The sequence below is a fragment of the Pandoraea vervacti genome, from assembly GCF_000934605.2.
Taxonomy (GTDB): Bacteria; Pseudomonadota; Gammaproteobacteria; order Burkholderiales; family Burkholderiaceae; genus Pandoraea; species Pandoraea vervacti.
Map to the genome: position 1 here is coordinate 3,463,542 of NZ_CP010897.2, position 13,625 is coordinate 3,477,166.

Annotated in this window: 11 protein-coding genes; 2 read left to right on the plus strand and 9 right to left on the minus strand. The window is 64.2% G+C overall.

Features of this window, described 5'->3' with window-relative positions; genetic code table 11:
* Positions 1-27 precede the first annotated feature (27 nt).
* The 7 genes from kdpA to trxA all read right to left on the minus strand — a co-directional run bounded on the left by kdpA (position 28) and on the right by trxA (position 6,435).
* Positions 28-1,833 (minus strand): potassium-transporting ATPase subunit KdpA, encoded by a 1,806-nt coding sequence (kdpA, locus tag UC34_RS15210; protein ID WP_044456203.1) that lies wholly within the window; start codon positions 1,831-1,833, stop codon positions 28-30.
* The gene (gene kdpF / locus UC34_RS15215) at positions 1,830-1,922 is read right to left on the minus strand and encodes a K(+)-transporting ATPase subunit F (protein WP_063389843.1); all 93 of its coding nucleotides are present in this window, start codon (positions 1,920-1,922) and stop codon (positions 1,830-1,832) included. Before kdpF ends, kdpA begins: the two co-directional genes overlap by 4 nt.
* Positions 1,923-2,266: 344 nt before the next feature.
* Positions 2,267-3,283, minus strand: coding sequence for an amino acid ABC transporter substrate-binding protein (locus UC34_RS15220; RefSeq protein WP_237165118.1), 1,017 nt, complete (start codon positions 3,281-3,283; stop codon positions 2,267-2,269).
* A 98-nt stretch (positions 3,284-3,381) separates the two neighbouring features.
* Positions 3,382-4,356 carry an amino acid ABC transporter substrate-binding protein gene (locus tag UC34_RS15225; RefSeq protein ID WP_167370665.1) on the minus strand — a complete coding sequence of 325 codons (975 nt, stop codon included), beginning with the start codon at positions 4,354-4,356 and terminating at the stop codon, positions 3,382-3,384.
* Positions 4,357-4,578: 222 nt separating this feature from the next.
* A complete protein-coding gene (locus UC34_RS15230) occupies positions 4,579-5,166 on the minus strand; it encodes a P-loop nucleotide/nucleoside kinase family protein (RefSeq protein ID WP_044456206.1) in 588 nt (195 codons plus the stop codon).
* Complete coding sequence (locus UC34_RS15235; protein ID WP_044456207.1) at positions 5,163-5,549, minus strand: cupin domain-containing protein; 387 nt, start codon at positions 5,547-5,549, stop codon at positions 5,163-5,165. Before UC34_RS15235 ends, UC34_RS15230 begins: the two co-directional genes overlap by 4 nt.
* A 34-nt stretch (positions 5,550-5,583) precedes the next feature.
* The gene (gene trxA, locus UC34_RS15240) at positions 5,584-6,435 is read right to left on the minus strand and encodes a thioredoxin (RefSeq protein WP_044458238.1); all 852 of its coding nucleotides are present in this window, start codon (positions 6,433-6,435) and stop codon (positions 5,584-5,586) included.
* 213 nt (positions 6,436-6,648) lie between these two features.
* On the opposite strand from trxA, the gene UC34_RS25630 reads away from it, so the two are divergent.
* The gene (locus tag UC34_RS25630; protein ID WP_052811080.1) at positions 6,649-9,270 is read left to right on the plus strand and encodes a cation:proton antiporter domain-containing protein; all 2,622 of its coding nucleotides are present in this window, start codon (positions 6,649-6,651) and stop codon (positions 9,268-9,270) included.
* 123 nt (positions 9,271-9,393) lie between these two features.
* On the opposite strand, the gene UC34_RS15250 is transcribed toward UC34_RS25630, so the two are convergent.
* Entirely contained in the window at positions 9,394-10,293 is a 900-nt protein-coding gene (locus UC34_RS15250; RefSeq protein ID WP_044456208.1) for a pirin family protein, read from the minus strand.
* A 225-nt stretch (positions 10,294-10,518) separates the two neighbouring features.
* Between UC34_RS15250 and greB the strand changes: the two genes are divergently transcribed.
* A complete protein-coding gene (greB, locus tag UC34_RS15255) occupies positions 10,519-11,076 on the plus strand; it encodes a transcription elongation factor GreB (protein ID WP_044456209.1) in 558 nt (185 codons plus the stop codon).
* Positions 11,077-11,167: 91 nt separating this feature from the next.
* Here greB and UC34_RS15260 read toward each other — a convergent pair whose 3' ends face one another.
* On the minus strand, positions 11,168-13,588 hold the full coding sequence (locus UC34_RS15260; protein ID WP_044456210.1) for a RelA/SpoT family protein: 2,421 nt from the start codon (positions 13,586-13,588) through the stop codon (positions 11,168-11,170).
* Positions 13,589-13,625: the final 37 nt, after the last annotated feature.

Sequence of the window (13,625 nt, forward strand, 5' to 3'; positions counted from 1 at the left end):
AGTGCCTCGAATGCCTCATTTCATTATTCAATGCGCACCGATCATCGCCAGATGTTCGGCGACCGGACCGAGCGCGAGGGCCGGCACGTAGGTGAGCGCGCCCACCAGCAGCACCGTGCCGAGCAGCAGCACGACAAACAGCGGACCATGCGTGGGCAACGTGCCCGAGGTCGCGGCGATACGCTTCTTGCGCGCCAGTGCGCCGGCGATCGCCAGCACCGGCACGATCACCCAGAAGCGACCGAACCACATCGCAATACCCAGCGTGGTGTTGTAGAACGGCGTGTTGGCCGACAGACCCGCGAAGGCGCTGCCGTTGTTGTTCGCCGCGGAGCTGTACGCGTAGAGGATTTCCGAGAAACCGTGTGTCGCCGGGTTCGCTACACCGGCCTGGCCTGCGGGCACCAGCACGGCAAGCGCTGTGCCGAGCAACACCAGCAGCGGCGTCATCAGCACGGCGACGGCGACCATCTTCATCTCGTAAGCTTCGATCTTCTTGCCCAGATATTCCGGCGTGCGGCCGATCATCAGGCCGGCGACGAATACCGCGAGCATGGCGAAAACGAGCATGCCGTACAGGCCGGAACCCACGCCGCCGAAGATCACTTCGCCCAGTTGCATCAACAGCATCGGCACCAGTCCACCCAGCGGCGTGAGCGAGTCGTGCATCGCGTTGACCGCGCCGCAAGACGCCGCGGTCGTGACGGTGGCGAAAATGCCCGAAGCGACGATCCCAAAGCGCGTTTCCTTGCCCTCCATGTTGCCGCCCGACTGTGCGGCGCTCACCTGCTGGTCGACGCCAAGCGTCGCGAGCGTCGGATTGCCCGCCTGTTCGGCCGATACCGTGGCGACGGTCGCGATCGAGAACGCAATCGTCATCGCGGCAAGAATCGCCAGTCCCTGACGACGGTCGCCGACCATGCGTCCGAACGTATGGCACAGCGCCGCCGGGATCAGGAAGATCGCGAGGATTTCCAGGAAGTTCGTCAGCGGCGTCGGGTTCTCATACGGGTGAGCCGAATTCGCGTTGAAGAAGCCGCCACCGTTGGTGCCGAGCATCTTGATCGCTTCCTGTGAAGCCACCGGGCCCATCGGCAATGTTTGCGTTTGCGTCTGTGCCGGCGTGCTCACCGGCTTCCCGGCGGCGTCGAGCTTCGGCTGACCATCCGGGCCCAGGACCGGATTGTCGTAGTGCGTGACCTGCAGCGTCGTCACGTCCTTGTACGCGTCGAAGTTCTGGATCACGCCCTGGCTCATGAGACCGACGGCGAAAATCACCGACAGCGGCACCAGGATGTAGAGCGTGATGCGGGTCATGTCGACCCAGAAGTTGCCGATGGTCTGCGCCGTGTGACGCGCGAAACCGCGAATCAGCGCAACGACGACCGCGATACCGGTCGCGGCCGACAGGAAGTTCTGTACGGCGAGTCCGAGCATCTGCGTGAGATAGCTCATCGTCGACTCCCCGGCGTAGCCCTGCCAGTTCGTATTGGCGACGAAGCTCACTGCCGTGTTCATCGACGAATCGGGCGTGATATTGCCGAACGCCTGCGGGTTGAGCGGCAGCCAGACTTGCCAGCGTTGAAGGGCATAGACGAAGAACGCGCCCACAGCATTGAAGCCAACCAGCGCGATGGCGTAAGTGCGCCAATGCATTTCCTGTTCGGCACGCACCCCGCACAGGCGGTAAAGGCCGCGCTCAAGCGGTGCGAACCAGCGATTGACATGCGATTCACCGGCGAGCACGTCCGCCATGAAGCGGCCGAGCGGGCGCGCGAGTACGAGCAGCACGACGAGGAACACGCCGAGCTGGATCCAGGCATTGAGTGTCATGCGAGATCCTCCGGCTTGAACAGCGCGTAGACGAGATAAGCGAGCAGCGCGAGCGTGAGTCCGCCGCTCAGCCAGTACATGGCTGTCATTGCTGCCCCCCTACCGACGCGCAGAACGCGACAAAGCCGACGGTCGTGGCAACGAACGCCACGATCACGCCGAGATATAACCAGTCCATGACAACTCCCTATCGTGTGGCGGCCGGCACGCCACGGGCGCGACGCGCCCTCGCATGCGCATGCCAGCCGTGCCCTGAACGATACGTAGGGGCGCGTAAAGACGGGGACAAAAGGGGGAAAGGGGGTGTAAACAACGCGTAAACGCGGGCGCAGACCTGTAAACGACAACGCCCGCCGATATCGCTATCGGCGGGCGCGTCGCCTTGCCTCGTATGGCGTTACGGGGGCGTCCCCGCGCGGCCTTCAGACGGAAGTCATTCGGTCACTCGCGAACCCTTGTGCCAGACCTCGATCACTTCCTTGCTCGGCTCGAGGTTCAGGTTCACGTTGCGCGGCGGAATCGGCTGCTGGAACCACTTGCGCTGGATGCGTCGGATGTCGCCCGAGGTGTACAGGTGAGCCAGCGTCGTATCCACGAAGCGCTTGAATTGCGGATCGTCTCGGCGCAACATCAGGGCATTGAGTTCGGTCTCCAGCGGTGCGCCGACGATGGCGAACGACTCCGGATCGCGGGCGTTGGCGCGAAACCCTGCGAGCAGCACGTCGTCCAGCGCGAATGCCTTGGCGCGGCCGGTTTCCAGCGTCATCATCGACTCGCCGTGGTCGCGCGCCGGAATCACGCGATAACCGATCTTCTCGGCTTGCATGCGTGCCAGGCGCTCACCGGTCGAACCCGCCGATGCCACCAGATTCTGGCCCTTCAAATCCTCCAGCCCCCGGATGTTGTCCTTCTTGTTGACCAGCAGGCGCACTTCCGAGACGTAATACGGATTGCTGAAGCCGACCTGCTCCGCGCGTTCCGGCGTGATGGTGTTCGGCGCGCAATCGAGGTCGACCGTGCCGTTCTTCACGAGCGGGATACGGTTCTGCGGCGTAATCGACATTTCGCGCACGCGCAGATTCGGCAGGTTCAGCGCCGTCTTCACGGCATCGACCACGGCGTAGCAAAGGTCCATCGTGTAGCCGACGGGTTTGCCCTTGTCGTTCACGTAAGCGAACGGAATGGCGGCCTCGCGATAACCGAGCGTGATCAGCCCGGTGTCGTGAATCTTCTTGAGCGTACCGGTCAGATCGCCGCTCACCGTCGGCAGCGCTACCACGGCATCAGCCTTCGCCGGGGCTACCGCAGCAGCCGGTGCGACCGGTGCAGCCGGTGCGGCCATTACGCTCGTGACACTTGCCTGCGCGGCAAGCCAGACTGACAGACCGAACGCGAAGCGCCGCGCAGCGCTTTTCCAGTCGACTTCCTTGATACCCATCACAGCTTTCACAGCAAATTCCTATCGGATTAACAGCATGATAGGAATTTACAGATTCACAGCGTTTCGCACAAAGAAACCTTTGTCATTAGCTTATGCGTCGCGCCGCATCAGGACCCCGGTTGCGGGGAGGATGCCGTGGCGTCCTGTGCTGCAGCGTTGCCGTCTCCCTCTGCCTCGAGCTCTCGGGCACCGTTTTCCCACAGCGTCAGCACTTCGGCGCCGGGCTCGAGCGCCAGCCGATGTCCGTAGGGCGGGAGCGCCGCCTGAAACCACTCACGCTGGAGCTGCGCCATCTCGCCGCTGCGAAACATCGACGCGAGCACGGCATCGACTTGCGCCTTGAACGCCGGGTCGTCCGGGGGCAGCACCAGTGCGTAGTATTCAGGCTGGTCCGAGAGCGGCGCTCCGACGATGCGGTAGGCGTTCGGCGCTCTGCTCGTGGCCCGCAGGCCTTCGAGCAATACGTCGTCCAGCGCCAGCGCTTGCGCACGCCGTTCGCGCAGCATGCGAAACGCATCGTCGTAGTCACGGGCCATCAGAAGCTGAAATCCCGTACGGGCGTGTTGGGCACGCACGATCCGCTCGGCGGTCGTGCCCTGCACCACGACCAGACGCAACCCGCGCATGTCGCCGATGGACTCGATGCCCGTTCCCTGTCGGACCATCAACCGGATGTGCGCCGCGTAATACGGCAGGCTGAACGCCACACGTTGCGCCCGTTCGGCCGTCACGGTCGACGGGGCGCAATCGATGTCGATGGCATCGCCTTTGATTAGCGGCCCGCGCATCTGCTCGATCACCCGCACGGGTGTGCTGCGTAGTTCCGGCATCGCCATGGCCCGCTGCAATGCCGGGACAATGCGCTGGCACAGCGCCCACGACAGTCCCATCGGCTGGTCGTTGGCATCGACATAAGAAAACGGAATGGCCGCCTGACGGTAGCCCAGGAGAATACGGCCGCGCTCGCGGATGCGTGCAATCGTCGGTGCGTCGTCAGCAGGTGAATCCGCTGCCCAAGCCCCTTCCCCAGCGACCGACGGTGTGACCTGAGCGGTTGCCGCTACCGCGCTCAAACGGGGCATACCGGGCATCGGCGGGCCGCCAGCGTGCGTCGCGTGCGACGCCAAAACGATCAGCGCGGCGCTCAGTGAGGCAATAACGCGGCGACGCCAATCTCGGAGAAATGCGCAGGCAGACGGATGGCACATGGTCGGGCTCGAACAGGATGGAAAATGCCCGTACCTTAGTCATCGCTACCCGTCGAATTTTCGCCCTGCTCTACTATTCGGAAAAATCCCTTTGCCTCAACGGGTGTGCGCCAGCAGCGTCTGCAACAACCGTTCGTCGTCCTCCGGTGTCGGCGACGTATTGTCGAAACGCACAAGCCCCGGGAACGCCGCCGCGGGCGGCAGGTAGCGCCGCACCCGGTACTCGTCCCAATGTTCGAGCTTGTAGGCGTCGTTCGGATTACCCCGACTCACGATACGCTCCCTCGCATGCGCTTCGTCCAGATCGACCCACACCACGTGCACGCCCACGTCGTCGTCGACATCGAGCCAGGCGCGGTCGAACAGGAGTCCTTCGCGCAGCTCGCGCGACAACGGGCCGACGACCAGCACATTCACACCGAGACGCAGATTCTCGCGTGCCGTCTCGAGCAGACCGGCGTACTCCGGCTCGCGCAGCGTCTGCAGGTACAGCGGGCTGTCGCGGTCGTTCGGATTGCCGGTCAGCGCGCCCATCACCGACGCGCTGTACGCGCCGTAAAGGGTGTCCTTGTCGAGCAGGCAGAAGGCCTCGCCGCTGCGTGCGATCAGCGGGCGGATGAGTCGCTTGGCAAGCGTTGTCTTGCCTGCCCCGGCATGACCACAGAAGAAGATGAGTCGTGTCATGCCGCCGCCTTGCGCTCGAACATCACGAAGTGCTTGCGCACCGGCTCCACGACTTCGAAGACCCCTTCGAAGCCCGCCGGTATCACGCAGGCGTCGCCCGGCCCGAACTCCGAGGCATTGCCCTGGAGATCGCTGATCCGGATACGCCCTTCGATGACGGAGAAATACTCCTGACGATGGGCGCCGAAAGCAATGCGCCACGCGCCGGGTTCGCACGTCCATTCGCCGCAATCGAATTCGCCGAGCGCATCGGTATAGAACGTGCGTGTCATCCGTTGCGGGTTGCCGCTCACACGGCGTGCCTGGGCCGGGTGGTCGAACACGGCCTCCCCCGCCTGATCGGGGGAAAAGGTGATGAGAGAAGGCGCAGAAGATGTCGTCATGGGTCGGGTCGGAAGTCGTAAGGAAATGCGTCGCTCAATTGAGCGCCGCGCTCAGCTTGCGCCGCCATGCGGACACCGTCGACGGGTCGCTCTCGGCTAACGCATCGAAGATGGCCAACATCGACTTTCGTGCGGCGTCGTCGCCGAACGAACGGTCGCGCTGCACGATGTCGAGCAGCGTCTGCAAAGCGGGCTCATAGGCCCGATCCGCCAGATAACGGTTGGCGAGATCGAGACGCGCCTGCAAATTCCCGGGCTCGGCGTTAACACGGTCGAGCAATTGCGCCGCCGGCGGCAGTTGGCTCGCCTGCTCGGCCGCTTCGATGCGCGTGGTCAGGGCGGCAATACGCGCGTCGCCGCTGGCAGCCGTGCGTGGGGACAACAGCGTGAGCTCCGTGCGTGCGCCTTGCGTGTCGCCCATGCCGAGCAGCACGTCGACCAGATCGAGGCGCACGTCGTCGTGCGCGGGATCGAGGGCCAATGCGGCCTGGAGCGCGTCGCGAGCCACCGTCGGCTGCCCGTCGGCCAGCGCCGTGCGCGCCACCTTGCGCGCCATTTCGGCCGGATTCGGCACGATGCGATCGATGAACGCACGCAGTTGCCCCTCCGGCAGCGCGCCGACGAACTGATCGACCGGTTCGCCATCGACGAACGCGATGACCGTGGGCAGGCTGCGCACGCCGTAGTCGGCGCACAGTTGCGCGTTCTCATCGGCATTGATCTTGACGAGCCGGATGCGCCCCTGGGCTTCGGCTTCCAGCCTTTCGAGCATCGGCCCGAGGGTGTTGCACGGGCCGCACCACGGCGCCCAGAAGTCGGCCAGCACGGGCACCTGATGCGAGACGGCCAGAACGTCGGTGTCGAAGCTGGCGAGATTGGTATCGATCATAGGTCTTGTCGAGCGTGGTAAATTGCGTGAATGGCGGCCGTCGTGCATGCAAAGTCATGGAAAACGGCCGTCCGCTGGAAGCATGGTAATCGCAAAACTGGGCAAAACGGTACGGACGCGCGACAGCGCCCCGGGTTCCCGCCTCGGCCACGCGTCTCGTCACATGCCCCGAACCGTCCGACGCCCGTCGGACATCCGGCAGGGAGACACATGCACGCAGGCCACGGCACGGCGATTTTTTTCACCCAACTGCTCTTGCTGGTTCTCGTCGGCCGTCTGCTCGGCGAGGTGATGCAGCGACTGCGTCAACCCGCGGTCATGGGCCAGTTGCTCGCCGGCGTGCTGCTCGGCCCCTCCATCTTCGGCGCGCTCCTGCCTGCCTGGCAACACGCCGTCTTCCCCGACAACCAAGCGCAGAAAAAAATGCTCGAGGCCGTCTCGGAGCTGGGCGTACTGCTGCTTCTGCTCTCGACGGGGCTGGAAACGGACCTTGGCCTCGTGCGACGCATGAAACGCATGGCCATTTTTGCCTCGGCGGGCGGCATGATGATCCCGTTCGTGTGCGGCTTCGCCCTCGGGTGGCATCTTCCGGACAAGCTGCTGCCGCATCCGGAAGCGCGACTCGTCACCTCCCTGTTTCTCGGCACGGCGCTGTCGATTTCGTCGGTCAAGGTCGTGGCCATGGTCATTCGCGAAGTCGACTACCTGCGACGCAACATCGGCCAGATCATTCTCGCCGCAGCCATCCTCGACGACACCACCGGCTGGATCATCATCGCGGCGATCGCGGGCCTGGGCGCGAGCGGCTCCATCGACCTGGGACATCTGTCGATCAGTCTGGGCGGCACGCTGCTGTTCATCGTGCTGTGCTTTACGGTCGGCAAACGCGCGGTCGCGGTGGCGATTCGGTGGACGAACGATCGCTTCACCATCGAGATGCCCGTGCTCAGCGCGATTCTCGTGATCACCTTCGTGCTGGCTCTCGCGACGGACAAGCTCGGCGTGCACACCGCGCTGGGCGCGTTCATGGCGGGGGTCATGATCGGACAGTCCCCCATTTTGTCGGAAAAGATCGAGGCGCAACTGCGAGGATTGATCGTCGCGCTCTTCGCACCGGTGTTCTTCGGCGTTGCCGGCCTGTCGGTGGATCTGACCATTCTGCTCGATTGGCGCATGCTCGGCCTCGTTGCCGGCCTGATTCTGATCGCCAGCGTGGGCAAGTTCGCGGGTTGCTTCATCGGCGGGCGTCTGGGCGGCATGTCCTCGGCCGAAGCCCTGGCGCTGGCCACCGGGATGAACGCGCGCGGCTCAACCGAAATCATCGTGGCCAGCATCGGCCTGTCGCTCGGCGTGCTGAGCAAGGACCTGTTCACGATGGTCGTCATCATGGCGCTCATCACCACGCTGATCATGCCGCCGGTGCTGCGCCGCGCGCTGGTTCGCATTCCGCTCTCCGACGAGGAAAAAGCGCGACTGGAGAAGGAAGCTGCCGAGGAAAGGGACTTCCTGCCGAACGTCGAACGCATTCTGGCTGCCGTGGATGGCAGCGCCAACGGACGCTTCGCCGCCTGGATCGCCGGGCTGACCGCCGGCGTGCGCGGCACCCTCACGACCGTGCTTGCGCCCACGCCGACGCCGACCGATGGCGGAAAGGCAGCCCGCGAGGTGCGCGAGGCCGAGGAGATCGAGGAGATTGAGGTGGCCGCGTCGGCGAAGCCGCGTGCGACCGCATCGTCCTGGACAGACGGACGGCGCAAGGCTCTCGGGGATCGAGAGGACGGCAAGGAAGGCAACAAGGCGGAGGACGCCGCTCGCACCCGTGACGACGAGGGCGCGAGCCGCGACGCTTACGACATCGCCCTCGCCGCCGCGAAACGCGCCATCGGCCGGGCGCCTGCAACGCCGGGTGTCGAGGAGGACAAGCCCGTTGACAAGGCCCGCAAGGCGGCGCGTCTGGTGCTGCGAGAACGCACAGGCAAAGCGCCTCAGAAAACGCCCGAATTGCCACATGGCCCCATCAAGGACGACACACACGACACCTCGGGCGACGGCAAGTCACGTGCGTCGGGCGCGCCCGCGCCGAAACATGAACCCGTGGGCGAAGCGCATGACGACAAGCGTGTGAGCGAAGCCAGGGAAGAAGGCGAGTTCGTGGCGAGCGACCCGTCGGATGCCGCACGCGAGCAGGAGGCGGCGCAACCGGACAGCAGCCATGAAGCGACGCGCATCTCGGACGAGATCGCCAAGGGGTACGGTTTCGTGATCGCAGGGTTCGACGCGCCCGGCGAAGAATCGGACTCCGACGTCCCGCCGTTGCCCCTGCCCACGGGCGTGCTGCCACTGACCAAGGCATTCGACGGGGCGATCGCCATCGTGCTCGCGCACGGTGAGCACGTGCGCAGACCGGATGCGCCGCTCGACATCCTCGTGCCAGTCTCAGGAACCGACTACTCGCGTCACGCCGCCGAACTGGCCATTACTCTGGCGCGGGCCGCCGACGCGTCGGTCACGGCGCTGCACGTCTCGGCGCGCGTGGCGCCGGGCATGCTGCACCGCCAATGGCGCCCGCGGGTTCTGCGCCCAGACACCGCCGAAGCCGCCATGATGGACAACCTGCACGCGCTGGCCGAGCGCAATGGCGTGAAGCTTCGTACGCGGCTGCTCGCCAGCGGCAAGATCGAGGAGGCCGTGCTTCATCAGATTCACCACGGCAAACACAATCTGCTCGTGCTGGGCGTGCAACCGCGCTTCGGTGACCGCCTGAACTTCGGCGCCGTATCGCATCGCCTGCTCGAAGAACGGCATTGCTCGGTGATCGTGTTGAGCGCCTGATCTTACTGCGCGCCTTCAGGGCGCCCCCCCGCTCCTCCACCTCACCTGGGCGTCCTGCATCGACAAAAAAACGCCTGCTGCCGATCTCCGGCAACAGGCGTTGGTGGGTTTGGCGCGCCGGGGTCAGTTCGCCGACGGCTTGCGCTCCGGCAACGGAATCCATTCCGTCTCCCCCGGCACCTTGCCCATCTCCTGGGCGGTCCACGCGGCTTTTGCCTGCTCGATGCGCTCACGGCTCGACGATACGAAGTTCCAGAAGATGAAGCGCTCGCCATCCAGCGGTGCGCCGCCGAGCAGCATCAGCCGGACCGGCTTGTCGCCCGCCACGATGCGCACGTCCCCTCCTTGCGCGAGCACCCCCATGCGGTGTTCCGGCAGCGTCTCGTCGTTCGCCGTCACCTCGCCCTGCACCGTGTAGATCGCGCGTTCCGCGTATTCGGGCGGCAACACGAACGCCGCACACGGCTCCATGTCGACGGCCAGATAGAAGATCGGCGAGAACACCTTCACCGGGGCCTTCTCGCCGAATGCTTCTCCGAGAATCAGACGCATGTGAACGCCCGGCAGGAAGATGTCGGGCAGCGACGCCGCCTCATGATGCGAAAACGAGGGCTCGGTCTCTTCGTCCGCTTGCGGCAACGCCACCCACGTCTGGATGCCATGCACGTCGCCACCACGCTCGCGCACGTCGTGCGGCGTGCGCTCGGAGTGCACGATGCCGCGCCCGGCGGTCATCCAGTTCACCGCCCCTGGCGTGATGCGCTGGTCGCTGCCGAGGCTGTCCCGGTGCCAGATTTCACCATCGAACAAATAGGTGACGGTCGCCAGCCCGATGTGCGGATGCGGCCGCACGTCCATGCCCTGCCCGGGTGAAAGCGTGGCCGGGCCCATATGGTCGAAGAAAATGAACGGGCCGACGGTCTTGAACGCCAGACTCGGCAGGCTGCGTTGCACGGTGAAAGCGCCGATGTCGCTCAGGTGCGGCTTGAGCACGGCAAGGAAGGGACTCGTGGAATCAGTCATGGCGCGGTTCTCCTGCGGTCTGCGTGTTTGTCGTGGTCGTCATGATCACGTGGGCTTGCCGCCCGATTGTAGAGGACATTGACGGCGCACTCCATGACACTTGCGCATGATTGCCCTGTCGGGAATGTGGCCGCGGGCACGCGGGCGCATGCTGGTGCGGCATCGCTCCTATAATGCAGGGATTGTGAAACGCTTCTGGCACGCGCGCGACGTGTGCATCGACTTATGAACAAGGCCTTCGTCAAGGAAGATAACGGCGACGACGACGATCTCGACGCCGGCGCCCCGGAGATTCCGGCGGGCACCAAGAACTACATTACGCCTGCGGGCTATCGTCGGTTGAAGGACGAACTGCTCGATCTGATCGACAACCAGCGTCCCGAAGTGGTGAAAATCGTGTCCTGGGCGGCGTCCAATGGCGACCGCTCGGAGAACGGCGACTATATCTACGGCAAGCGGCGTCTGCGGGAAATCGATCGTCGCATTCGCTTTCTGACGCGACGTCTGGATAACGCCGAAGTGGTCGACACGCGTCGTCAGGAAAACGTCGATCAGGTGTTTTTCGGCGCACAGGTGACCTATGCCGACGGCAAGGGCGACGAGCACACGATCATGATCGTCGGGATCGACGAGGTCGATCTGGAACGCGGGCACGTCAGCTGGATTTCACCGATCGCCCGGGCCATTACCAAGTCGAAGATCGGCGACACCGTACCGCTGCGCACGCCGGCCGGACTCGATCAGATCGAGATTCTCGACGTGCGCTATCCGCCCTCGGAATAGCGAAAACGTCTCGCCTCGACGCATGTCGTCGCGCTCAACGAAAACGCCTCCCGAGGGAGGCGTTTCACGCGGAAGCGGCACGCGACGGCGGTCAGTAATTGCCGCGCTCGCGTGCGACTCGCATGGCGTGGTTGGCGTGGATCTCTTCCTGATGCCGCTCACTCGGGCGCTCACGCGCCACGCGCATCACGTCCGGATTCACACGGATACGGCGCATCACGTTCGCGAGATGCACACGGTCGCTCACCTGAATGAGGAAGCGCAACGTTGCCGATTCGTCCGGCACCACTTCGTCCATGCCGATGTGCACGATGTTGGCATCGGAAGCCGTAATGTCGGCAGCCACACGCGAGAACACGCCCCGGTTGTGATGCACGAGCACCTTGATGCCGACGTCGAACAAACGGCCCGGTTGCGGCGCCCACGCCACATCGATCCAGCGAGTCGGGTCCTTGCGATGAACGCGGCGCGCAACCGGGCAGTCCGTCGTGTGAATCGCCATGCCGAGGCCGATGCCGATGTACCCCATGATGGCGTCGCCGGGAATCGGGCGGCAACACGCCGAGAACTGCACCGACATGCCTTCCGTGCCGGTGATGAGCACCGGCGGCCCGACGTTCTCGTCGCCCGGACGCGGTGAATCCGGATCGTCCGGGCTATCGTCGTTCTCGCCTTCCTTGCCCGAGGAGAGCACCGCAAGGCGCTTGGCCATGACGGCCGCCACGCGACGCCCCAGCCCGATGTCCGCAAAGATATCCTGACGATCCTTGTTGCCGGTCCATTGCGCGAGCTTGTCCCACGTCTCCGGCGAAATCTCGCTCATCGTCAGGCCATAGCCCTTGAGCGCCTGCTCGACCAGACGCTCGCCAAGCTGCACCGACTCGGCGAAGCGCATCGTCTTGAGGTAATGACGAATGGCCGAACGCGCCTTGCCGGTGCGCACGAAGCCGAGCCACACGGGGTTCGGTTTCGAATACGGCGCGGTAATGACTTCCACGATGTCGCCGTTCTTCAACTCGGTGCGAAGCGGCAGCAATTCGTTGTTGATCTTGACGGCCACGCACTGGTTGCCCAGATCGCTGTGGACCGAATATGCGAAGTCGAGCGCCGTCGCGCCGCGCGGCAGCGCCATGATGCGCGCCTTGGGCGTGAAGACGTAGACGGCGTCGGGGAACAGGTCGATCTTGACGTGTTCGAGGAATTCCGTGGAGTCGCCGGTCTCGCTCTGGATGTCGAGCAGCGACTGGAGCCACTGATGCGCGTGCTTCTGCACGTCGTTCATGTCCGCGCCGCCGTTCTTGTATAGCCAGTGCGCGGCCACGCCCGCTTCCGCGATCTCGTGCATGCGGCGCGTGCGAATCTGAAATTCGATCGGTGTGCCGAAGGGACCAACGAGCGTCGTGTGCAACGACTGATAGCCGTTGACCTTCGGAATGGCGATGTAATCCTTGAACTTGCCGGGCACCGGCTTGTAGAGCGCGTGAAGCACACCAAGCGCGAGATAGCACTGTGCATTCGATTCGACGACGACACGGAAGCCGTACACGTCCAGCACCTGCGAGAACGAGAGCTGCTTTTCCTGCATCTTGGTGTAGATGCTGAAGAGCGTCTTCTCGCGGCCAAAGACGTCGGCACTCACCTCGCCGTCTTTGAGCGCCTTCTCAACGGCGTCGAGAATCTTGCCCACCACTTCGCGCCGATTGCCGCGCGCGGCCTTCACGGCCTTGTCGAGCACGGCATAACGGCGCGGGTGGTAATTCGCGAAGCTCAGATCCTGAAGCTCGCGATACGTATTGTTCAGACCGAGACGGTGCGCGATGGGCGCGTAGATGTCGAGCGTTTCACGCGCCACACGGCGCTGCTTTTCCGTCGAGGTGACACCCAGCGTGCGCATGTTGTGCAGGCGGTCCGCCAGCTTGACGAGAATGACGCGCACATCGCGCGCCATCGCCAGCAACATTTTGCGAAAGCTCTCGGCTTGCGCTTCTTCCCGGCTTCGAAACTCCATCTTGTCGAGTTTCGACAAGCCGTCGACCAGTTCCGCAACCTTCGGTCCGAATCGCTCGGCGAGTTCGGCTTTAGTCACCCCCTGGTCTTCCATCACGTCGTGCAGCAACGCGGCCATGATCGACTGCGCATCGAGCTTCCACTCGGCACAAATCTCGGCAACGGCGACGGGATGGGTAATGTAAGGCTGTCCGCTCTGACGATATTGCCCCAGGTGGGCTTCGTCGCTGAACTGGAAGGCTTCCTTGATTTGCGCGAGGTCGCTTTCCTTGAGGTATTCCCCAAGCATGCCCTTCAGACGGGCGATCGAGACGACCTCGTGCTTGCGTGGCTGCTCAGGCGTTGCCGTCGGACCGAACAGGTGCCGGTAGGACTGCTCTAGCAGCGCATCGATGTACTGTCGTGTGGCGCTCTCGCCCTTTTTCTTCTTTCGCTCGGGCTTGGGCTCCCCCGCTTTGGGTTCATCCGCAGCGATGGACGCGGCCGGTGATTTCGCATGACTCATACGTGTACCTGCATCGTCGAGCGGCCCGGAACGTCAC

Bases quoted from the DNA above. Each gene is read 5' to 3' on its own strand.
- kdpA (WP_044456203.1), bottom strand. From the start codon at position 1,833: ATGACACTCAATGCCTGGATCCAGCTCGGCGTGTTCCTCGTCGTGCTG.
- kdpF (WP_063389843.1), bottom strand. From the start codon at position 1,922: ATGACAGCCATGTACTGGCTGAGCGGCGGACTCACGCTCGCGCTGCTC.
- UC34_RS15225 (WP_167370665.1), bottom strand. From the start codon at position 4,356: ATGCCCCGTTTGAGCGCGGTAGCGGCAACCGCTCAGGTCACACCGTCG.
- UC34_RS15230 (WP_044456206.1), bottom strand. From the start codon at position 5,166: ATGACACGACTCATCTTCTTCTGTGGTCATGCCGGGGCAGGCAAGACA.
- UC34_RS15235 (WP_044456207.1), bottom strand. From the start codon at position 5,549: ATGACGACATCTTCTGCGCCTTCTCTCATCACCTTTTCCCCCGATCAG.
- UC34_RS25630 (WP_052811080.1), top strand. From the start codon at position 6,649: ATGCACGCAGGCCACGGCACGGCGATTTTTTTCACCCAACTGCTCTTG.
- UC34_RS15250 (WP_044456208.1), bottom strand. From the start codon at position 10,293: ATGACTGATTCCACGAGTCCCTTCCTTGCCGTGCTCAAGCCGCACCTG.
- greB (WP_044456209.1), top strand. From the start codon at position 10,519: ATGAACAAGGCCTTCGTCAAGGAAGATAACGGCGACGACGACGATCTC.
- UC34_RS15260 (WP_044456210.1), bottom strand. From the start codon at position 13,588: ATGAGTCATGCGAAATCACCGGCCGCGTCCATCGCTGCGGATGAACCC.